This is a genomic window from Bacillus sp. FSL P2-0099 (genome assembly GCF_038007445.1).
Taxonomy (GTDB): domain Bacteria; phylum Bacillota; class Bacilli; order Bacillales; family Bacillaceae_G; genus Bacillus_A; species Bacillus_A mycoides.
The window spans coordinates 3,369,801-3,390,869 of sequence record NZ_JBBOXE010000001.1; the positions used below are offsets into that span (position 1 = coordinate 3,369,801).

Genomic DNA, 21,069 nt, shown 5'->3' on the forward strand with positions numbered 1-21,069 from the left:
TGCAGCACTATGCTACAAACCTTTTTTCATCACCAAAATATACCTATAATTGCTAATCCACCTAAAATCATACCACCAATTTGTCCGATGATTGCTGGTGATAATTGAACACCTTTCCTCACTTCAACAACCGGCCTTTCGTGCCTTAGTTGCTGCACTTCACTTTGAAGTTGATGTACACTTCCGTGTAGTTCTTTAATTAGTTCTTTTAATTCAGCGACCTCTTCATTTACTGGCTTACTTTTTTCTAAGTTCATCTCGCATAACTCCTTATAAATTCAATCAGTTCACTGTAAAATTTCGCCAATTATCGTTATATCTCCTGCATACTACATATATAATATGGAATGTACCTTTATTAACAAGACCCTTTTAAGAATAAATTTAGATATTTTAGAAAGACAACTTTCATTAGTTCTTTATATATATAAAGGACTAATATATTCAACAATTCTATTCTTTATAGTTTCTTTTTCATACAAAAAGCTTCACTAAAATTTAGCAGGTGTACCTTGATGAAAATACATTTGCCATCTTCCTTCTCTAAATTTCCATATCGAACTACGTAAAGAGTGTTGATTATTCATTTCATTGAATATTTGATAAGTAGTTAATGCTACATCTTTGGATAATGGATGTACTTCAAAATCACTCAAAGTCATTTTTACCACACCAATTCCATTTTTATCGATATCCTCATTTTTATATAAAACTTTACCAGAACTCCCAAACTCAAAAAAATCAGCGGCAAGTATCTTTTTAAGCTCCTTTTGAGATGTGCGAACCCCTGGTTTAAGTAATCGTTCCTCTAGCTGATATAAACACTCTCTTAATGAAGATAAACCTTCCATTAGTACACTCCTCCGCTCATCATTACCCAAATATTACAACTTTTCACTCTACACTACACAATTATTCTGTATGTTTTTGCTAGTTCTGCAGCTCTATCCATTCATCACGCAATATCCCCATAATCATACGATCAAAACACTTTCCATCTCTTTGAACTGCTTCCCTCATACATCCTTCCATCTGAAATCCCATCTTTTTATACAGTACAATGGCTGCTTTATTATAAGAAATAACATCGAGACCGACGCGGTGTAGATTCATTTCATAGAACGCATACTTTAAAATAAGATGCACTGCTTCTCTCCCAAACCCTTTTCCTCTATCATTTGCCTCTCCTATACCAATTGCTAATAGACCTGTTCTGTTATTCCACTCTATGCCGTGAATTGCAACAAAACCAATTAAGCGATCATCTTGAACTGTTCTTAACATGAAAGAAACACTATTCGATCTCCGTCCCTTTAATAGCCCATCACTCGCTATTTCATGTAACGATTGCGGGAATGCCAAGTCTGTATCTACATTTCTTAAGTACTCACTATCCTCTTGCCACATAGCCATTACTTCAGCATCCGCTTCTCTAATAGCTGATAATTTAATAGTTTTATTTTGAAAAAGATTCATCGTCATCTAAAACTCCCCCTTTTTTAAATAGCGGGGACAATAATTCTAGCCTATTTATCCCGCATTAACGGGCAGTAAGACTCCCACCTCAAAATTCAGCTGGAGCGAAGAAGTTAGGTGGGAGTCGGGCTGCCCGTAAACGCCCGATTGGTGAAGGCTAATAATCAGTGGGGGATGAACAAAACCCCCACTGATTAAAGTTTCACTTTATCCCCTTGTTCCATAAACTGTTTTTTTAACGGGATACTTACAATAAGTGCTGACATTGGCACATCTCCCTTGCATTGAATTAACTTCATTGTATAATTTTTCATTTATTCTAACAATAACAACAATAAAAAGACCCTCCAAATTTAGAGGGCCTTTCCTAATAGCAAAACTGTATTATTTCGTAAACATTTTCTCTGCTTCATCCATTGCCATTTTGTTACCTAAAGCAGAATAGTCAAGCCATGGTTGATCATTAATAATGTATACGTGCTTACCCTTAACAGCTTTTAAGTCTTTCCAAATTGGTGTTTCTTGCAGTTGTTTAAATGCTGCTTTTGCTTTATCGTCTCTGTTTACGACAACGAAAATAGCATCCGCATCAAAGTCAGGTAATACTTCTTGTGAAATTACTTCGAAAGGACGGTTTCCATCAATTTTCTCTACACCATTTGCAGGTTGTAATCCTAAGTCTTGGAATAGAATTGGTCCCATCGGTCTTTTCGTACTAAATACACGTAATTCTTTTGCAGTAACGCGAATTGCCATTACTTTTTCGTTATTACCTAACTCTTTATCTATTAAACTTTTTACTCGTTTTGATTGTTCTTCATAGTCTTGAATATATTTATCTGCTGCTTTCTCACGGTTTACAAGTTTACCTACTTCTTTTAAATGATCTCTCCACGTACCTTCATCTAAATTAAAAGTATGTGTTTTTGCAATTTTTTCGTATTTCGCTAAATCTTTGCCAGCATATTTTTCATCCACATAAATTTCAGATGGCTTTAATTGTAGTAATGCTTCCATATTCGGATCTGTTACAACGCCCAGTTTCTTCGTATCTTTCAACTGTTCTTTCACGTGAGGTAAGAAATCTTTTAAATCTCCACCAATTACAGAACCTACCGGTGTAATTCCTAATGCAAGTAAGTTATTCGTTAAATGAATAGACATAGAAGCAATTTTTGGATCATTACTTTTTTCAGTTTTTTTAGTTGCCTCTTCACTAGATTTCGTTTGACCACATGCTGATAATACTAAAATAAACATAATGCTAAATAAAATAGTAAGTTTCTTTTTCATATGTTCTCCTCTTTGAAGTATTTATTTTGTTTTTGTAAGTAAATAAAGAAAATATGGCGCACCTAAAGCCGCTACTACTACGCCAGCTGGAATAGAGTTTGGCTCAAATAAAGATCGCCCTATCGTATCCGCGAGTACTAAAATAATCATTCCAATTATGCCCGCTAACGGAAGGAAATGTTGATATGTACTACCTACTAACTTTCTTGCGATATGCGGAGAAACTAAGCCGATAAAGCCAATTCCCCCTGCCATTGATACACTTGCACAAGACAATCCTACCGCTGTAGCTAAAAGCAGTAACCGTTCTTTTTGAACAGATACACCAAGTCCTGCTGCTACACTATCACCTAGTGACAGTGCATTTAACGTTTTGGATTTCAGCCATGCGTACGGAGTTAGTATCAAAATCCAAGGTAATAATGCTAGGACATGAATCCAATCTCTTCCCCACACGTTACCAACTAACCACCTAGAAGCGAATGTATACGTCTCATCATTTAACTTGAGCGAGAAAAATAACGAAAGTGCACTAAAACCAGCTGAAACTGCAATACCAACAAGAATAAGTCTAATGGGAAGTAAACCTTTTGACCGATCACTAGCAAGCAAAACAATAAGAAATGCAGCTAACACTCCTCCGCCAAATGTAAATAACGGTATTAAAATCGATGCACTCTCGTTAATAGAATGAAAGAGAGTAACGAATATAATAATCCCGAAAGATGCACCTGAATGCAATCCAAGAATCCCGGGATCTGCGAGTGCATTACGAGATAATCCTTGCAAAATCGCACCGGAAACCCCAAGGCCAATACCTGCTAACATTGTGATTATAATTCTTGGCATACGATAATCGTATAGCACGGTTGCACTCTCAAAATCACCATAGCCAAAAAGCGTTTGAATTACTTTGAGCGGTGCGATGCTCAGCGTTCCCGTATTTAAGCTAATCAAAATTACAGCGATACTTATACATCCGAAAATTGTAGTTACAGTAATAGCTCTCTTTTTATCCGTGCTAAAAAGATCCTTCACTTATAACTCCCTCCCAACTTTACGTGCTATATAAAGGAAGAACGGAACTCCAACAAGAGCTACCATAATTCCTATCGCAAGTTCTTTAGGAGGATTTACTGTTCTTGCTCCTAGATCAGCTAAAACTAATAAAATAGCTCCTAATAATGCTGACATAGGAATAATAAGTTGATAATTAACACCTACTAATTTTCTAGCAATGTGCGGGATGACCAATCCTACAAATCCAATGGAACCAACAGCTGAAACAGAAACACCTGCTAGAATCACTACCGTAATCATCCCGAGTATTCTCGTTCGGTTCGTTTTTACACCTAAATTTGTAGCGACATCATCCCCCATGGATATGAGTGAAATAGATCGCCCTAGCGCTGTCGCAAAAACAATTGTTATGAGAATAATAGGCACTAAAAATTTCAAGTGTTCCCACTTAACCCCCGCAACACCACCAGCATACCAAAACGCTAAATCTTGGCTTAAGTCATAATAAATCGCGACACCTGAACTTAACGAATGTAAAAGCGCGGCCATAACTGCCCCTGCAATCGTTAACCTCATCGGCGTTAGCCCGCCTGATGTTGCTGATCCAATAATAAAAATGAGTACTGTACTTAAAACTGCTCCAATAAAGGAGACAATCATTAAATAGGAATACGGCATATGCGGGAAAAAAGCAAAGCTAAGTGCTACTACAAACATCGCACCTGCATTTATTCCAAGTACACCTGCATCAGCTAAAGGATTTCGTGTTACCCCTTGCATAACAGCTCCAGCGACTGCAAAAGCAGCTCCTACAACTGCTGCGCCAATTACCCTTGGGAGCCTTAATTCATAAATAATTTGATGCTGTGTTAATTTCGGATTATAATCAAAAACCGCTGCCCACACAGTTTGCAAATGGATATCCTTTGCACCAAATGCAACGGCTAAAAATATAGCTCCAATTAAACATATAATTGTTAAGCTCATGAAACATATGAACTTAATATGTATCCAGCGATTATTGCCAGCATGTACAGTAGACTTATGTAACATGTTTCATTTCATCCTTTATATTCAGTTCTTTTTTATAATTATTTTTTATTTATAATCATTATTGATAATAATTATCATTTTCATTTAGATATTATATCCCCACTTTTTTTAAATAGCAAACTTTTTTTTACTTTGTTAAACTATCAAAATACTTATTACAACTCCCTTCTAAAACTTCCAAATACATGCAAAATGACGTACTGTTTTATTTTCAAATTTGTAGTATACTAAGTTATTATTTTGATTTTTCAAATAATAATCCTGAAGGTGAAAACATGTTTTATGTAAAACAACTACTCTATTTTACTTATGAACAAGCATTATCCTGTTTGTTCCCTGTCATTATTTTTTTAACACTTGCTCTTTCAAAAATCATTTCGATTCCAGGGCTGTACCGATATGATTTCATACTCATCGTATGTCTTCTTATGCAGTGGATTATGTACAAAACAGGTCTTGAAACAAAAGATGAACTAAAAGTAATTACTGTCTTCCACCTCATCGGCCTTTTACTAGAAATATATAAAGTACATTTCGGTTCATGGAGTTATCCTGAAGAGGCGTATTCAAAAGTTTTCGGAGTTCCGCTTTACAGCGGTTTTATGTATGCGAGTGTCGCAAGTTACATATGCCAAGCGTGGAGAAGATTGCATTTACAAATGCATCATTGGCCGAAAGCTATTTTTGCAATACCTCTAGGAGCAATGATTTACTTTAATTTTTTTACACATCATTTTCTATATGACTTTAGATGGGTATTAACTTTAATTTTATTCATTGTTTTCTTTCGCACATTTGTGGAATTTTCATTACGAGGCGTTACATATAAAATGCCGCTCGTACTCTCATTTTTCCTTATCGGATTCTTTATTTGGATTGCAGAAAACATCGCTACCTTCTTCGGAGCATGGCAATATCCAAATCAACGGGAAACATGGAGCCTCGTTCACTTAAGCAAAATTAGCTCATGGTTTTTACTCGTTGTTATTAGCATTATGATTGTTACACAACTCAAACATTTGAAGCAGTCGAAAGGATAATAAAATGATACATCACATTATACTCAAATAAATATCATGCATCAAAAGATTTGAACACACTAGTTCTCTCAAACATTACAATAAGGAAAAAATCATATTGAATAAACAAAAAAACAAGTGCCTATAATTTAGGGAGTGAATCTATGATAAGCGTTCACGACAATACCATTATTTCATACCAAGTTAATCTTGAGAAAGAAGAAATTCATATACACACCCTTACTGAATCAGGAAGGAATGTAAATATAATTTTTTCTGGTGTCTTAGCACACTTTTTTGAAACTCATCTAAGTTCTAGCATTATTTCTAATATAGACGAATATCCCCTTCTAGATTTTTTTAAAGAGAATAAGAAATTATTAGAGGAACAAAAACCTTATGGTTGGCCAATATCTTATGATAATATTACAGAATTAGAGGAAACATTGGTAAAAGAGAATTATGTTTATTACAACATTTTTGCATCTTATGGTCTAAGTGGTTGGGTGTTAGCTAAGAAACTTGAGATATTAGATTCTAATTAAGTTGATATTAATCTTAAATACCCTTCCGATAACGATTTTCTAATTACAAAAAAACGAAATCCATCTGGGATTTCGTTTTTTCAAGCAATTAAATTCAAAACTACAGAGATTTCACAAGACGTTCCATCGCCTTCATTTGCCCAATATGGTCTGCTTCATGATAAAGCATCATACCGTAAAGCTCTCCAACTGTTTCCAACCCTAAAAATGGCTCTGGAAGTTTATTTTCAAATGCTTCTGCTGGAATTTCTTGAATGCGCTTCGCTTGTTCTTTTAATTGAACCGTTAACACTTCTAATGATGGCCCTTCTGTTTTCCATTTAGATGGTCTTGAACCATATCCAAACATACCTGGATATTCAGTTGGTAATTGTTTAAACTCTTTTCCAAACATGAAAACTTCTGCTGCCGTTAACACATGACCGATATGCCAGCGAATTGTATTGTTAAAGCCCTCCGGCTGCGTATCCGCAGTTTTGTCATCTAACGTTTCCATAAATTGAAGTAATGCCCCACGCGTTATTTCAAATTGTTTTAAACCAATTATTCTATTCATTTTATCGTCTCCTTTTTTATGTACAATTTATTATGAACTAAGGATGTTAAACTTATTAAAGTTTCACCTTGTTTAATCTATCAGAAACAATTAAAAAATACATCTAATATGCTTACTGAAAACAATAAAAAAGGACCACTCCTCATAAATATAGAAATACTTACTGCACAAATATTACAGTAAACAAAAGAGGAGTGTAATTACATGTTAGATGTTTTAAAACAACAATATAATCTTATTAGTTCTACAAGGGAAAATCTATTTACATTTTTGGAAGAAATTCCACAAGAAAAATTGCACAGTACGGTTCCTAATTTCGGAAGCGGTAGCATTATGAAGACGCATATTCATGTAGCCGATTGCTATCGATACTGGCTTGGAACATTCGCATTCAAGCAAAAACGGGCAGATTTTTCATTCGCTAGTGATGATGAAATTGAGCATGCAGATGTCGAGAAAATCCGTGCTAGGTTTAAGTTAGTAGATGAAGTTGTACAACGCTTTTTAGATGAATACAATGACCGTTGGCTCGAAAATATAGCAAATGAAGTGAAATGGCAAAAAGAACATTGGAGTACAACTCCACTATGGCTTTTAACTCATACAGAAACTCATGAGTTTCACCATAAAGGCCAAATTGTATCAATGGCTCGTCACCTCGGATACACGCCTCCTGATACAGATCTTAGTTAATTACTACAACTGAACTTAATGCACACAAAAATAAAGAGCACGTTTTGATTAATCTTTTTCAAAATATGCTCTTTCTCTATTTAAATAACTTAATCGTTTACTATATTACTGGTTCACCTATAACAACTGTTAATGAAATGACTCCCTCGTCACCTCAATAAATTGCTGCAATGGCGCTGTCATCCATTTATCTTTATGCCAAGCAATTTGCGTATAGATCGGAGTGATTGTATTCTTTAAGACTAATTCCTTTATCGTTCCCTCTCGTATATCTTTTTCTACTACTATTGCTGGCAAAACTGCTATACCTAAATCTGCAATAACGCATTGTTTAATTGCCTCGACACTAACAAATTCAATCTTATTTGCTGGGTATACATCTTCCGCACGGAATAACTCTTCAAATAAAGTCCGATACGAGCAACCTAGTTCTGTTAGTAAAAGTGTTTCGCTTTCTAAATCTTTTGTAGAAACGGAAGGTTGTTCAAGTAAACGATGCGTAGGAGCAGCTACTATTTTTAATTCTTCTTTCATAAGTGGCTCCACATGCAAAACATCCTCTGTTTTACATTCGTCCAAAATAAATACAAGATCTACTTTCCCCTCCATCAATTGTTCCTTCGCATCTTTATTGGAATGTGCAGGTTTAAATATAAGCTTTATTTGGGGAAATTGTGCTTTAAATTTCTTTAATATAGATGGAAGCCTATATGTACATTGACTTTCTTGTGCACCGATTATTAACGTACCCGCTATTTCCTCATCATCTTTCACAGCCATTTTCGCTTCGTTACTGAGTGCAATCATCTTATCAGCATATAGTTGAAACTTCCTGCCTGCTTCAGTTAAGAAAAGACGTTTTCCTAATCTTTCAAATAATGGCGTACCGAGCTCAGCCTCTAACGTTTTAATTTGCGCCGTTACGCTCGATTGTGCAAAGTTTAATTTCTTCGCAGTTTGTGTAAAGTTCAAAGTCTCTGCAGCTACTTTAAATGTAATTAATTGTTTTATCTCCATTTATCATCCCTCTTTTCAATCGATATTTCCGATTGATTTTATCGAAATAATCCTCTTTGCCTATTGACATTTGTATTGTATGATAAAGAACATCGACAAACAATATAAATGGAGGTATTCCATATGAAAGCACTTTGTTTCGAAGCATTCGGAGACGCTGATGTACTACAATATAAAGAAATACCTGATCCAATCATACATCCAAATGAAATTCTTGTTCGCATGCAAGCAATCGGTTTAAATTTCGCTGATATTTATAGACGCCGCGGCGATTATCATCTCGCTGGTAACCCGCCTTATATATTAGGCTATGAAGGCGCTGGTATTGTTGAAAAAGTAGGAGCTAACGTTACTACTATCAATCCCGGGGACCACATTGCATTTGCTGACGTTCCATTCTCAAATGCAGAATTAGTTGCCGTTCCATCTGAAAAAGCAATTACACTTCCAGACTCTATTTCTTTTGAAACAGCCGCTTCTGTCTTATTACAAGGATTAACAGCACATTATTTAACGAAAGATAGCTATCAAATAAAACAGGGTGATATAGCTTTAGTACATGCCGCAGCTGGTGGTGTTGGTCAGCTTCTCATCCAAATGATTAAACTACAGGGCGGAAAAGTAATCGGTCTTACATCATCAAAAGAAAAAGCACAAGTAGCTACGTTAGCTGGTGCTGATCACGTATTTTTATATACTGAAGCATGGCATACGAAAGTACTTGAATTAACTAATGGTGCCGGAGTAAATGTTGTGTATGAATCCGTAGGTTCTACATTAGAAGAAAGCTTTAAAGCGACTAAAGTTGGTGGTACTGTCGTATTTTACGGAATGGCTGGCGGTAATCCAACGCCTGTAGATCCACGTATGCTTATGGATACTTCAAAGACTTTAACCGGCGGAGATCTCTGGAATGTGCTTACGACTCACGAAGAGCGAAAAGAGCGTTCCTCTCAATTATTCGAATGGATTACAACTGGAAAACTAAACATTGCAAGTCCTACTACATTCTCTTTACAAGATGGTGCTCTTGCACATGAATTATTAGAGAGCCGAAAAAGTACTGGGAAGATTTTATTAACCCCATAATTTACAAAATAAGAAAGGGAAGCTAGATTTTCTAGCTTCCCTTTCTTATTTCTATTTGAGATATAATTATATTTCCACACTTTCTTTCCCTTTTACAACATAACTCATATCTCCAACAGACTCGACTGTGTATGTTCCATCTTGATATACAATCTTCGTCACACTAGCATTTTCCACTCCAAGTTTTGTTTTACTACTGTCTAACATTTCTATTAAGGCAGTAATCAAAAGCCCATGAACGACAACTAGAACGTTGCCACCTCCATTTTTAGCAGCTTCTTCACTAATTTTATCAATCTCTGTTTTTATGCGAGTAGAAAATAATTCCCAATCTTCCGCCTGTTTCGTAGGGTCTGCTGCTCTAATAAGATTAATCACTTCTTGAATAGAAAACTTCATGAGTTCTTCTGGAGATGCAACGCCCGCAGCTTTTCCAACCACATCCCACATATTTTCAAGTTTTTCACCTTCAAAAACACCAAAATTTAATTCTCGTAAATCTTTTCTTTTCTCAAGTTTCAATTTTGATTGCTCACTATATTTTAATACTAAATTAGCAGTTTCAATCGCTCGACCGCTATCACTACTATACGCATTCGCAAAATGAACATCTTTTAATCCCGTTCCTAAATTAGAGGCAACTTCCACACCTTTTTCTACTAACGGAGAGTCTGCCCAACCTTGCGCGCGATGATTCGCATTTAATATTGTTTTACCGTGTCTTGTAACATATAACGTAACTACATTCTCATTGCTATCTGTTTCTCGATTCTTCATCATATTCTCTCCCTTTACATTTCTATATCAATTTTACCATCTCAATTATTCATTGAGCAAAATATACGTAAGTAGATCTGCTTAATAAAAAAAGCTATCTTTCTGTATATCCCTACAAAAAGATAGCATCTTTTATGATTACATTTCTTAATCGATTCTCCTACTCAGCAAAAGCACTCGAATACTGTACAACCCCTTCTACACCTTCAAGAGCATTTTCCGTTAATTCCATTACCATAAACACTTCTTCAGGCACTTCAAATGGTGCTTTTATATTCCACTCACTTGCTTTTTTAAATCCGAATTTCGGATAGTACTCTGGATGTCCTAATACTACAACTGACCCGTATCCAAGTTCTTTCGCTTTTTCTAACGCAGCTCCAATAAGCTTTCCACCAATTCCTTTCTTCTGATGGCTTGGTGCTACTGAAACTGGTGCAAGTGCTAATGAATCTACAGTAGTCCCATCTTGTTCTATTGTAATTTTCGATAACATAATATGCCCGACTATTTCCTCATCTACTGCAACGATTGATAATTCAGGAATAAACGAGTCACATTCTCTAATACGTTTTACAAGTTCATGTTCCTTTTTATCACTAAATTCTTCATTTAAAAATGCCTCTTTTACAACTTCTTCTGTCTTTCTATAATCATTTTTTTGTTCTTGTCTAATCGTTACCATTCTATATTATCCTCTATTCTTTCTTATTTCTTTTTCAATTTTACGAAGCGCTTTTTTCGATCCGCGCTCAATATCGTGTTGCATTTTTCTTTCTTTATAATCAACAAATAGTGTATTTAAATCATATCCTTCTGGGTATAATTCTTTCGCCGCTACCTCTAAAGTAATACGTTTCACATTCACTTCAACGAATTCACCGTTATAATATACAACGACATTATAGAAATTATCTTTTTCCTTATATACAATCCCGAAATCGTTATGATCTAACAAATTCACACGGTCGCCGATTTTATATTCATAGTCATTTTCTCTTTTTTCTTGCACCATTTTCGGTTTTCTAATCTTACTTTCATTCACTTTTTCTATAGCGTATTCTTTATTTCCCATATACTCTTTCGCTCTTTGCAGTACATGTTCTCTCACATTCATTTTATTCGCAATCCAAAGTGCATTACTTTCACCTGATTTACCGATCACTAATTTATAAAGTGGCTCTAGTGTTTCACTATTAAATTGCATTGCTGCGTTCATAAAATCATCGTGCATTTCTGAAAAGCGTTTAATTTCACCGTAATGCGTACTCGCAATTGTAATACATCCCGCAAGATAAAATTCTTCTAAAATAGATATCGCAAGCGCCGCACCTTCATTCGGTTCTGTACCGCTTCCTATTTCGTCAAATAACAGTAACGTATTATTATTTGACATCCTCATAATCTCAGAAAGATTTTTCATATGAGATGAAAATGTACTTAGTGCATTTTCGATACTTTGGTTATCACCAATGTCTACAAATACATTTTCGAAAATAGCAATTTCCGTTTCTTTATCTCCAGCGATGTGAAGGCCTGACATTGTCGCTAATGTTAACAATCCAATTGTTTTTAGCACAATTGTTTTCCCGCCTGCATTCGGCCCAGTAATAATTAAACTACGGTATTCTTGACCGATTTCAAAGTTTAATGGTACTACTTTTCCACTTAAAAGCGGATGCTTACAATTCATTAAATGAATGTAGCCATGATCGTTTAATTTCGGCTCTATTCCATCGATTGATTTACTAAACTTCGCTTTCGCAAATACCATATCATATTGGCTAATTAGTTCCATATTAATTTTTATATGATAAATATTTTCTAATACCATTCCTGATAAAGTCGCTAAAATTTGATACTCTTCCATCGCTTCTTCTGCTTTCCAACTTGCGAGTTCCGTATTTAACTTTGTAACCGTATGCGGTTCTATAAATACAGTTGAACCTTTAGCGGAAGCTTCAACTATACTTCCCGCAACTTGATTTTTATAAGAAGATTTAATTGGAATCGTATACCTATCGTCCTTCTTACTAATAAAGAATTCCTGAATATATTTCTTATTTGCACTACTATTTAAAAACTTCGTTAAACGTTCTTTTATTTTTCCGTCTACAGAATCAATGTTATTTCGAATTCGTTTTAACTCTTTACTAGCCGCTGCATCAATGCTATTTCCTTTAATTGAAAAGTTAATTTCCTCTTCAATACTTTTAAATTCAGTCATTGAATTTGCATAGGAAGCTAATACTGGCGCAAAAAATTCTTTATCTAGCATAAACTTTTTAATCTTTCGGCACCCACGTAAAAAGTCTGAAACGCTCACTAACTCTGCTGGATCTAAAATCATCCCTTTTTCTAATTTTTGAATCGTACTAGCGATATTAGAAATTCCGAAGAAAGGCACATGCCCTTCTGCATCTACTATAGCTCGTGCTTCTGTCGTTTCATTTAAGCGATTTCTCACTACTTTTATACTCGTACTCGGCTCTAATTTATTTAATAATTCCTTACCTAATCCACTTACACAATAAGATTTCACTATTTCCATTAATTCGTTATATTGTAACTTTTCAAAAGTCATCGTATTCATTTTGTTTCTCCTCACTATGATTGGTTTTTATCATCAATGAAGATACCTACTCATTAGATTCCAATGAGTTCTACATTATTCAATTACCATTTTTATACATTAAAAACATATACAAAAAAGCTGCGGGGATACCGCAGCTTTTACATTTACAAGGCAAGTGTAATAACATATGAGGAAATAAGCCATAAAAAAACAGATGGCAATCCCCTTATTACACGCTTTATAAAGTATTGTAGGTATCTTCATAGGTTTCGAAATAAATCCATGACAAAATTAGGGGTATGATGTACATAAAAATCCCCTGGTCTTATCCGATTTATTTCATTAAATTTTTCCTATTTAGTACCTACCGCACTCACAAAAAGCACCTCTCATTAATTTATATTTTATGTTCATTGAAATCTAATTTATTGAAATCATCATACTATATGTTTTATAAGAAGTAAAGGTGTCATACTTTAATAACTATGCAGAATGTAAAAAAGAAGAAGAAAACTTATATTTCAGTCTACCTCATCTTTTTCATCACCAATTTACTGCTGAACATATATGGAAACTGAGCCTCCACTTACATAGAACTGCCCCCATCCGTCCTTATTAATTGTTACAGTATTTGTTTGATTACCCGTAATATCGTACCATACTTCCCCAGCGTTATTCTTTCCAACATCCATCCACTTTGATCCTCCTGGTCCATCCGAGAGTAATGTCGCTAAACCAGAATTAGCATGTACACCATCGCCTTCTCTTGTCCAGCCAATCACATCTGGATGGTCTAAATAATCACGCTGCGTACCATATGCAAAGTTTTTTCGTGCCGTCAAAATTGGATCAATTTTATCTTTTAACACTGGAATTTCATAACTACTATTTCCGCTTGTCCCATAGTAATCACCATAGAAAACTGAAGGATAGCCCTCTGCACGAGTTAAAATAAATGCATATGCCAGCGGCTTAAACCACGGACTTACTACAGATTCCAATGACTGCCCAGGCTGAGAATCATGATTCTCAACGAGAGTAACTGCGAGTGCAGGGTGATTTTTCATTACTGTTCCATTTAAAATATTTCTCATATCATAATTCCCATTTCCTGTTGAAGCATAATGAAAATTGTAATGAAGCGGTGCATCAAACACAGATTGATTATAATTGACTTTCGCTAAATAATTGTTTAAAGCCTGAACATCATTTTGCCAATATTCAGCTACTGTAAACATTTCTTTCCCCGTTTGCTGTCTGGCATGATTTACCCAATCGCGTAAATATTCATGATCAATATGTTTAACAGCATCTAAACGAAAACCATCTAAATTTAATTCATTCGCATACCACGTCCCCCAATTTTTCATCTCATTCGCAACATCAGGATGATCAAAATCAAGATCTGCATACATCAAATAATCATAATTTCCATTTTCGCTAGACACTTCCCAATCCCACGCTTTATCTACACCCCTAAATTTATAAATTCGATTTAATTTCCTTCCTTCATCCCAATCCGTTCCGTCAAAATGATACCATTTCCATTTGAAATTAGAATAAGCATCTCCGCGCCCTGGAAAATTAAACCCCGTCCATGCACTAATTTGATAATCACCTGATACTTCAATATTTCGATTGTTACGGTCTACCTCAACAGCTGTTACGGTTTCAGTATAATCAGCCCCACCTTTATGATTCATAACTACATCACCGTATACGTCGATGTTTTGCTTATGTAAAGCGTCAATTGCAGATTTCAACTGTGCTTTTGTCCCATATTTCGTCCGCACCGTTCCTTTTTGATTGAATTCCCCCAAATCATATAAATCATACGCTCCATACCCTACATCATTTTGCGAAGTCCCTTTATATGCAGGTGGTATCCATACAGATGTAATTCCTTTATGAGCTAAATTTTCAGCATCAGAACGCAAACGATTCCAATGATTCCCATCATTTGGAGCGTACCACTCAAAATACTGCATTAATGTTCCATTGTTCACTGTTGCTGCTTCTGCCTTATTTCCCTCATATATATTAGGAAAAAGCAAAATAAACAATAAACAGACTACCGTAATCCTTTTCAACATATTTACACCATCCCCTTTAAGAAAACGTTTGCATAATTCGTTAAAGTTATTATAATATTCGTTCTACAGTTAGTAAAGTAACAATCTTTTAATCTCTCACATTATTTTTCAAAATATGAATTCAACTATTCCACAAGTACCCCACATAGTTTAAAATTCACATCGGATTCAAAATTGTTTACAATTTATCTATAAAAGCATAACGGAGGGATTTCTATGACCGACTTTCAAAAACAATTTTTTGCAAGATTAAATATAGAAGAAAAACACAAAGTTTCATTTGAAGATTTACCTAACATTATGTACGCAATGGCACAAACTGTCCCTTTTGAAAACTTAAATATTCTCGAAAACAACTTTAAAGAAATATCAAAAGAAAATCTAAAAGAAAAAATTTTAATAAACAACCGTGGCGGCCTTTGTTATGAATTGAATCCGGCTATGTATTACTTCCTTAAAGACTCTAAATTCGATGTCCATCTCGTTTCAGGAACAGTTTATAACGCTGCAAATTCTATATGGGCTGTAGATTCAGGGCATATCGCAACTGTTTTACAACATCATAATGAACTTTACTTAATTGAAGTAGGTTTCGGATCATATTTACCCCTTTCCCCTGTTCCTTTCTCAGGTGAGATCGTTCATTCTGTAACAGGCGACTATCGTATTCGTAAAGAAACGACTGAAAAAGGTAATTATATTTTAGAAATGCGTAAAAGTAATGAGTTTCTAGAGCAATCTTCTACTGATGATTGGACAGTAGGTTATGCATTTTACTTGGAAGAAGTGGATGAAACGAAAGCAAATGCAGCACAAAAAATTATTGTTGAACATGAAGGTTCACCATTTAACAAAGTACCTCTTGTTGTAAAACTTACTCATGACGGGCACGCATCATTAACAAAAGATAGCCTTACAGTAACGAAAAATAGAAATAAAACAAAAGAAACAATTACAAAAGAGCAATATACAAACCTCCTTCATTCAACGTTCGGCATTACATTATAACTTTTAAAGCCTCGCCATTCTCGGCAAGGCTTTTTATTTTTCAGCAGGGATTTTTTGCAATTTGTTGTATTTCATAGTTATATAGGAATATAACTACATATTTAGAAAGGAAATGATTATGACAGAACTTAACGATCGACTACAAGTAGCTGATAAAGAAAAATGGGATTTAACGGATATTTACCATACAATTGAAGATTGGGAAAACGATTTTCATAAAATTGAATTATTAACGAATGAATTACACAAGTTTAATGGAAATATTCACGATGGCAATAGTTTATTAGCTTATTTAACAAAGAGTGAAGAAATATCTAGCATAATATCTTTAATGTTTGCTTATGCACGATTACAATCCGATCTTGACACACGCGATACTGACGCTCAATCCCTTGTCGATAAAGTATCACAATTACACGTGAAAGTAAGTGCAGCTAAATCTTTCTTTTCCCCATTCTTACTTAGTGTAGATGAAAACACATTACATTCTTACATAGAAGAAACAGAAGGCTTACACTATTATAAAGAAGACTTATTTGAGCTATACCGTTATAAAAAACACGTTTTGAATAAAGACCAAGAAGAGATTTTATCACAAATGGGTGAAGCACTCTCCTCCCCGCAGCATACATTTGGCATGTTAAATAATGCAGATATAATTTTTGGTGAAGTGACTACTGATGATGGAGAAAAAGTAAACTTAACACGTGGAATGTATTCAAAGCTAATAGAAGATGAGAATCGTGAGAATCGTGAAGAAGCCTATAAAGCTTATTACAAACCATACGTTCAATTAAAGAATTCTATCGCTTCTACTTTGTCCGCAGCTATTAAAAACAATGTTACTGTCTCAAAGCTACGAAAATATCCATCAGCTTTAGAAAAATCATTATTTGGCGACATGGTTCCGAAAGAAGTATATGAAAATTTAATTGAGACAACGAAAAAAAACATTCAATCATTACATACGTATAATGAACTTAGAAAAGAAAAATTAAATGTAGATGAACTACGACAATACGACTTGAGTGTTGATTTAGTAAAAGGTGTAAAACAAGACATTCCATACGACGAAGCGTTTGATATAATGATCGCGTCACTAGCTCCTTTAGGTAAAGAATATATCGAAACATTAAAAAACTTTAAAGATAAACGCTATATAGACGTGAGAGAAACACCAGGAAAACGTTCTGGCGCTTATAACTTTGGTGTATACGGTGTTCATCCTTTCATTCTTTTAAATCATCATGATGATTTAAATAGCCTTTTCACCCTTACTCATGAATGCGGGCACGGTATGCATACGCATTACTCACACGGATACCAACCAAGAATTTCTGCACACTATACTATCTTTGTTGCAGAAGTCGCTTCTACAGTAAATGAAGTGTTATTAATTCATTATTTATTAAAAGAAGCAAAAGAAACGAACGTACGTAATCATTTAATTAACTACTTTATCGATAGCTTTAAAGGTACTTTCTTTACACAAATCATGTTTGCAGAATTTGAAAAAATCACACATGAAATGGCCGAACAAGGTAAACCATTAAATGCCAAAGTCTTTAGTGAAATTTACGAAAACTTATTTAGAGAATATAATGGCGACTCCCTCGTATTTGACGAAGAAGTAAAATATGGCTGGTCTAGAATCCCTCATTTCTACCGTCCATTTTACGTATACAAATACGCAACTGGATTCGCTTCTGCCATTCAAATCGCCGATAAATTATTAAGCGGTGATCCAAATGCTCAGAAAAACTATATTGAATTCCTTAAAGGCGGAAGTTCTGACTATCCATTAAACCTACTGAAAAAAGCTGGCGTTGATTTAACTACACCAGAACCGATTGAAAGTGCATTAAATCGATTCACCCAACTTGTTGAAGAGTTTTCAGCATTATAGAAAAAAGCATGCAGATTATAGAATCTGCATGCTTTTTCATATAAAATATACATTTCATTTATTCACTTGTTGCTGTGTCACACAGTGAATCATACCACCATACGCAAACAGTTCATTTACATAAATACCAACAATTCTTCTTCCCGGAAACTGCCCTTCCATGATTTGAAGCGCTAACTTGTCATGCTCATCGCCATATATAGGAACCAATACAACTTCATTTCCAATATAAAAGTTCAAATATGAGCCCTTACAGTCTGCTTCTTTTACCACTTTTCTTGTCACCGGTACTGGGATGAGCTGAAATGGATTTCCATCTATATTTCTCGCTTGTCTCAATTCTTGATAATGCTTTTCGTACGCCTCCAAAAGGTAGGATTCACTCTCCCCAAAAGGATCATATTCATAAAGAATTGTATTTTCATTTACAAAACGCGCTGCCCCATCAATATGGTAATCTGTATCTTCATCATAATTATCCTCTCCGCGAATACCAGTTATCCATATAAAATTCGTTACTCCCAAATACTTCGTTAACTCTATTTCAATCTCTTCCTGACTTAGTGTAGGATTTCGATTTTCATTTATAATAGAAGTTTTTGCCGCCATTAAGGTGCCATTTCCATTTATCTCTATTCCTCCACCTTCTATACAGACACTAGATTTAACTTTTGGAATGCTATACATTCCACTTATTTTTTCCGGAATAACAGCATCATTTTCATACGGATATTTATCCCCCCAACCATTAAATACCCAGTGTGTTAAACAGAGATTGCCTTCCTTGTCTTTTACAAAGATCGGTCCATTATCTCTTATCCAAACATCATCCGTTTCTTCAATTAAAAAATCAATTTTATCCATATCTACATTCGCTTCAGTTAACTTCGATTGTACATGTACTTTTTCTTCCTCATCAAATACAACAATATGCACATTCTCTCCGTAATGAAGCTCCTTTGCCATCGTTACCCAAATATCATCTAGCTTAGATCTGTAACCTTCGCCTCTATGAGCCTTATCATGAGGCCATTGGAGCCATGTCCCCTCATGATTTTCCCACTCAGCAGGCATATAAAACAAACTATTTTCTATATTTCTCATACGTGTTCACCCCTTCTTCAAATGTAAGTTCAGTCTAAACTTTGACATCATGTTAAGGTCAACAGAAATATATTAACTACTTCATAAACCGATTCTTTATTTTCCCTTGTGATACACTACTTCTCCTTGTAAAACCGTCACTAAAACTTTCGCATTCGGAATCTTATCGGCACTCATTTTAGTAATATCTTCATTTAGTAATACCATATCGGCTGATTTACCTACTTCAATTGAACCAGTAATATTATCAAGACCTAATGCTTTGGCGGGCTTAATTGTATATGCATCAATAGCTGCGTATACATCAGACAAGCCCTTTTCATCAATACTTAGTGCATTCGAAATCGTCACAAGTGGATTTAGTTCATTTACATCCCAATCACTACTAAGTGATACGTTTGCTCCTGTTTTCCAAATGCGTCCTAACGGCATAATTCGTTTCATCTGTTGATTTGTAAAATACGCACTTGCCCAGCTTTGTTTAGGATCTTCTGCAAAATCATGACCTACTTGGAAATCAGCGCTAATACCTAACTTAGCAAAACGATTTATATCACTATCTTCTACCATTTCCACATGTGTAAGCGTATAAGGTTGATTCGCCCCTTCTTTTTTCGCTGCTTCAATTGCATTTAAACTTTCTCTTACTCCGCCATCTCCAATTGTGTGGATGAGTGCACCGTAACCAATTTTATTGAGTTCACTCAACCACCACTTCATTTTTTCTTCTGGAATATAGTTCAAACCGTACGGTGTTCCTTTAAACCACTCAAATTTATATTTTTCTAGTATTTTAGCTGTGCTGTTAATGCTAATTCCATCACTATACATCTTCACTTGATTAATAAGCATTCTAGATGATACATCATCACGCTTAATTTTTTTGAAATACTCCATTTGCTCTGCTTCATTTAAGTTCGGATATACCCACGGACGAAGTACTACTCGCGACGTTAACTTTTTCTCATCATTAACTTTATTCCAAACATCTAACCAGCCTCGTTTCCAATAAAGACGTCCATCGCCGACTGTAGTAATACCATTCTTCGCAACCTCATCTAAACCGTCTAACAAACCTTCATAATTTTTTTCAAAGAGATTGGGCTGGGAATTCCATGCTTTTTCCATCACGATATCCCCTGCTGTATCATACAGAAGCCCGAAAGGTTCTCCTGTTTCTGGATCCCGGATGATTCTTCCGCCTTGCGGATCTTTCGTCTCTTTATTTATTCCTGCTGATTCCAATGCCTTTGAGTTAACCCATACAGAATGAGAAGTTCTTTCCATAATTAATACAGGGTTATTAGGAAATAATTCATCAAGAACTTGTAATGGTGTTTGTTGTTCTGATTTTTCGTCCATATCTTTTAACAGCTCTTCCAAACTAAATCCTGTTCCGCTTATCCATTCGCCATCTTTCACATCTTTTTTACAAGCCTTTAAATACGAGCGTTGTTCTTGCAGCGCAGCATCCGGTGAAACACTACAATTCCCTGCTGCTGGTGATTTCGCCTCAAATATATGATTGTGATTGTCCACAAAACCAGGAAGAATAAAACGCCCTTGTAAATCCACCACTTTCGTATCTTCATTTATAAATCCTTCTACATCTTTGTTTGAACCAACAAATGTAATTTTCCCTTCTTTAACGGCTACAGCCTCTACAATGTCTTGCTTGTCATTTGAAGTATAGATTGTACCATTTTTAAACACTACATTTTTTGGCAACTGATTTGGTAGAACGAAGCTACCATTCTCACCTTCTCCTACTCCAGGAGTACACGCTGAAACCCATGTCATACTTAGAATCAGACAAATAATCATGATTGTTCTTTTCATATTCTT

Annotated in this window: 20 protein-coding genes; 6 read left to right on the forward strand and 14 right to left on the reverse strand. The window is 35.1% G+C overall.

Going from position 1 to position 21,069, the window contains the following annotated elements; genetic code table 11:
* Positions 1-29 precede the first annotated feature (29 nt).
* The 6 genes from MKY90_RS17385 to MKY90_RS17410 form a co-directional block, all read right to left on the reverse strand.
* Complete coding sequence (locus MKY90_RS17385; protein ID WP_002111012.1) at positions 30-257, reverse strand: hypothetical protein; 228 nt, start codon at positions 255-257, stop codon at positions 30-32.
* 234 nt (positions 258-491) lie between these two features.
* Positions 492-851, reverse strand: coding sequence for a nuclear transport factor 2 family protein (locus MKY90_RS17390; RefSeq protein ID WP_002128400.1), 360 nt, complete (start codon positions 849-851; stop codon positions 492-494).
* A gap of 79 nt (positions 852-930) precedes the next feature.
* The gene (locus MKY90_RS17395; RefSeq protein ID WP_002128401.1) at positions 931-1,482 is read right to left on the reverse strand and encodes a GNAT family N-acetyltransferase; all 552 of its coding nucleotides are present in this window, start codon (positions 1,480-1,482) and stop codon (positions 931-933) included.
* Positions 1,483-1,860: 378 nt separating this feature from the next.
* Positions 1,861-2,769 carry an iron-hydroxamate ABC transporter substrate-binding protein gene (locus tag MKY90_RS17400; protein ID WP_215599446.1) on the reverse strand — a complete coding sequence of 303 codons (909 nt, stop codon included), beginning with the start codon at positions 2,767-2,769 and terminating at the stop codon, positions 1,861-1,863.
* Positions 2,770-2,790: 21 nt separating this feature from the next.
* Positions 2,791-3,807 carry a FecCD family ABC transporter permease gene (locus tag MKY90_RS17405; RefSeq protein WP_201034179.1) on the reverse strand — a complete coding sequence of 339 codons (1,017 nt, stop codon included), beginning with the start codon at positions 3,805-3,807 and terminating at the stop codon, positions 2,791-2,793.
* Positions 3,808-4,842, reverse strand: coding sequence for a FecCD family ABC transporter permease (locus MKY90_RS17410; protein WP_063218589.1), 1,035 nt, complete (start codon positions 4,840-4,842; stop codon positions 3,808-3,810).
* A gap of 275 nt (positions 4,843-5,117) precedes the next feature.
* On the opposite strand from MKY90_RS17410, the gene MKY90_RS17415 reads away from it, so the two are divergent.
* Both MKY90_RS17415 and MKY90_RS17420 read left to right on the forward strand, forming a co-directional pair.
* Positions 5,118-5,882 carry a DUF817 domain-containing protein gene (locus MKY90_RS17415; protein ID WP_063218590.1) on the forward strand — a complete coding sequence of 255 codons (765 nt, stop codon included), beginning with the start codon at positions 5,118-5,120 and terminating at the stop codon, positions 5,880-5,882.
* Between the two features lie 143 nt (positions 5,883-6,025).
* On the forward strand, positions 6,026-6,406 hold the full coding sequence (locus tag MKY90_RS17420; protein ID WP_063218591.1) for a hypothetical protein: 381 nt from the start codon (positions 6,026-6,028) through the stop codon (positions 6,404-6,406).
* A 100-nt stretch (positions 6,407-6,506) separates the two neighbouring features.
* Here MKY90_RS17420 and MKY90_RS17425 read toward each other — a convergent pair whose 3' ends face one another.
* Positions 6,507-6,962 carry a DinB family protein gene (locus MKY90_RS17425; protein WP_063218592.1) on the reverse strand — a complete coding sequence of 152 codons (456 nt, stop codon included), beginning with the start codon at positions 6,960-6,962 and terminating at the stop codon, positions 6,507-6,509.
* Between the two features lie 204 nt (positions 6,963-7,166).
* Here MKY90_RS17425 and MKY90_RS17430 point away from each other — a divergent pair, with 204 nt between their 5' ends.
* A complete protein-coding gene (locus tag MKY90_RS17430) occupies positions 7,167-7,655 on the forward strand; it encodes a DinB family protein (protein ID WP_063218593.1) in 489 nt (162 codons plus the stop codon).
* A 129-nt stretch (positions 7,656-7,784) separates the two neighbouring features.
* Here MKY90_RS17430 and MKY90_RS17435 read toward each other — a convergent pair whose 3' ends face one another.
* Positions 7,785-8,672, reverse strand: coding sequence for a LysR family transcriptional regulator (locus MKY90_RS17435; RefSeq protein ID WP_063218594.1), 888 nt, complete (start codon positions 8,670-8,672; stop codon positions 7,785-7,787).
* Between the two features lie 123 nt (positions 8,673-8,795).
* On the opposite strand from MKY90_RS17435, the gene MKY90_RS17440 reads away from it, so the two are divergent.
* On the forward strand, positions 8,796-9,761 hold the full coding sequence (locus tag MKY90_RS17440) for a quinone oxidoreductase family protein (protein WP_078205241.1): 966 nt from the start codon (positions 8,796-8,798) through the stop codon (positions 9,759-9,761).
* Positions 9,762-9,827: 66 nt separating this feature from the next.
* On the opposite strand, the gene MKY90_RS17445 is transcribed toward MKY90_RS17440, so the two are convergent.
* From MKY90_RS17445 to amyS, 4 genes are all read right to left on the reverse strand, one after another.
* On the reverse strand, positions 9,828-10,538 hold the full coding sequence (locus tag MKY90_RS17445; RefSeq protein ID WP_061689242.1) for a histidine phosphatase family protein: 711 nt from the start codon (positions 10,536-10,538) through the stop codon (positions 9,828-9,830).
* 160 nt (positions 10,539-10,698) lie between these two features.
* Positions 10,699-11,223: a GNAT family N-acetyltransferase gene (locus MKY90_RS17450; RefSeq protein WP_063218598.1), complete on the reverse strand. Its 525-nt coding sequence runs from the start codon at positions 11,221-11,223 to the stop codon at positions 10,699-10,701.
* 6 nt (positions 11,224-11,229) lie between these two features.
* On the reverse strand, positions 11,230-13,131 hold the full coding sequence (locus MKY90_RS17455; RefSeq protein ID WP_061689240.1) for an endonuclease MutS2: 1,902 nt from the start codon (positions 13,129-13,131) through the stop codon (positions 11,230-11,232).
* A gap of 533 nt (positions 13,132-13,664) precedes the next feature.
* Positions 13,665-15,206, reverse strand: a complete 1,542-nt coding sequence (gene amyS / locus MKY90_RS17460; RefSeq protein ID WP_341092091.1) for an alpha-amylase — start codon at positions 15,204-15,206, stop codon at positions 13,665-13,667.
* A gap of 216 nt (positions 15,207-15,422) precedes the next feature.
* On the opposite strand from amyS, the gene MKY90_RS17465 reads away from it, so the two are divergent.
* Positions 15,423-16,214 carry an arylamine N-acetyltransferase family protein gene (locus tag MKY90_RS17465; RefSeq protein WP_098168569.1) on the forward strand — a complete coding sequence of 264 codons (792 nt, stop codon included), beginning with the start codon at positions 15,423-15,425 and terminating at the stop codon, positions 16,212-16,214.
* 118 nt (positions 16,215-16,332) lie between these two features.
* Complete coding sequence (gene pepF / locus MKY90_RS17470) at positions 16,333-18,120, forward strand: oligoendopeptidase F (protein ID WP_063218601.1); 1,788 nt, start codon at positions 16,333-16,335, stop codon at positions 18,118-18,120.
* Positions 18,121-18,174: 54 nt separating this feature from the next.
* Here pepF and MKY90_RS17475 read toward each other — a convergent pair whose 3' ends face one another.
* Positions 18,175-19,224, reverse strand: a complete 1,050-nt coding sequence (locus MKY90_RS17475; RefSeq protein WP_078185503.1) for an agmatine deiminase family protein — start codon at positions 19,222-19,224, stop codon at positions 18,175-18,177.
* 96 nt (positions 19,225-19,320) lie between these two features.
* Complete coding sequence (locus MKY90_RS17480) at positions 19,321-21,063, reverse strand: amidohydrolase (protein WP_078185502.1); 1,743 nt, start codon at positions 21,061-21,063, stop codon at positions 19,321-19,323.
* Between the last annotated feature and the right edge of the window lie 6 nt (positions 21,064-21,069).

Bases quoted from the DNA above. Each gene is read 5' to 3' on its own strand.
- MKY90_RS17385 (WP_002111012.1), bottom strand. From the start codon at position 257: ATGAACTTAGAAAAAAGTAAGCCAGTAAATGAAGAGGTCGCTGAATTA.
- MKY90_RS17390 (WP_002128400.1), bottom strand. From the start codon at position 851: ATGGAAGGTTTATCTTCATTAAGAGAGTGTTTATATCAGCTAGAGGAA.
- MKY90_RS17395 (WP_002128401.1), bottom strand. From the start codon at position 1,482: ATGACGATGAATCTTTTTCAAAATAAAACTATTAAATTATCAGCTATT.
- MKY90_RS17400 (WP_215599446.1), bottom strand. From the start codon at position 2,769: ATGAAAAAGAAACTTACTATTTTATTTAGCATTATGTTTATTTTAGTA.
- MKY90_RS17410 (WP_063218589.1), bottom strand. From the start codon at position 4,842: ATGTTACATAAGTCTACTGTACATGCTGGCAATAATCGCTGGATACAT.
- MKY90_RS17415 (WP_063218590.1), top strand. From the start codon at position 5,118: ATGTTTTATGTAAAACAACTACTCTATTTTACTTATGAACAAGCATTA.
- MKY90_RS17420 (WP_063218591.1), top strand. From the start codon at position 6,026: ATGATAAGCGTTCACGACAATACCATTATTTCATACCAAGTTAATCTT.
- MKY90_RS17425 (WP_063218592.1), bottom strand. From the start codon at position 6,962: ATGAATAGAATAATTGGTTTAAAACAATTTGAAATAACGCGTGGGGCA.
- MKY90_RS17430 (WP_063218593.1), top strand. From the start codon at position 7,167: ATGTTAGATGTTTTAAAACAACAATATAATCTTATTAGTTCTACAAGG.
- MKY90_RS17435 (WP_063218594.1), bottom strand. From the start codon at position 8,672: ATGGAGATAAAACAATTAATTACATTTAAAGTAGCTGCAGAGACTTTG.
- MKY90_RS17440 (WP_078205241.1), top strand. From the start codon at position 8,796: ATGAAAGCACTTTGTTTCGAAGCATTCGGAGACGCTGATGTACTACAA.
- MKY90_RS17445 (WP_061689242.1), bottom strand. From the start codon at position 10,538: ATGAAGAATCGAGAAACAGATAGCAATGAGAATGTAGTTACGTTATAT.
- MKY90_RS17450 (WP_063218598.1), bottom strand. From the start codon at position 11,223: ATGGTAACGATTAGACAAGAACAAAAAAATGATTATAGAAAGACAGAA.
- MKY90_RS17455 (WP_061689240.1), bottom strand. From the start codon at position 13,131: ATGAATACGATGACTTTTGAAAAGTTACAATATAACGAATTAATGGAA.
- amyS (WP_341092091.1), bottom strand. From the start codon at position 15,206: ATGTTGAAAAGGATTACGGTAGTCTGTTTATTGTTTATTTTGCTTTTT.
- MKY90_RS17465 (WP_098168569.1), top strand. From the start codon at position 15,423: ATGACCGACTTTCAAAAACAATTTTTTGCAAGATTAAATATAGAAGAA.
- pepF (WP_063218601.1), top strand. From the start codon at position 16,333: ATGACAGAACTTAACGATCGACTACAAGTAGCTGATAAAGAAAAATGG.
- MKY90_RS17475 (WP_078185503.1), bottom strand. From the start codon at position 19,224: ATGAGAAATATAGAAAATAGTTTGTTTTATATGCCTGCTGAGTGGGAA.
- MKY90_RS17480 (WP_078185502.1), bottom strand. From the start codon at position 21,063: ATGAAAAGAACAATCATGATTATTTGTCTGATTCTAAGTATGACATGG.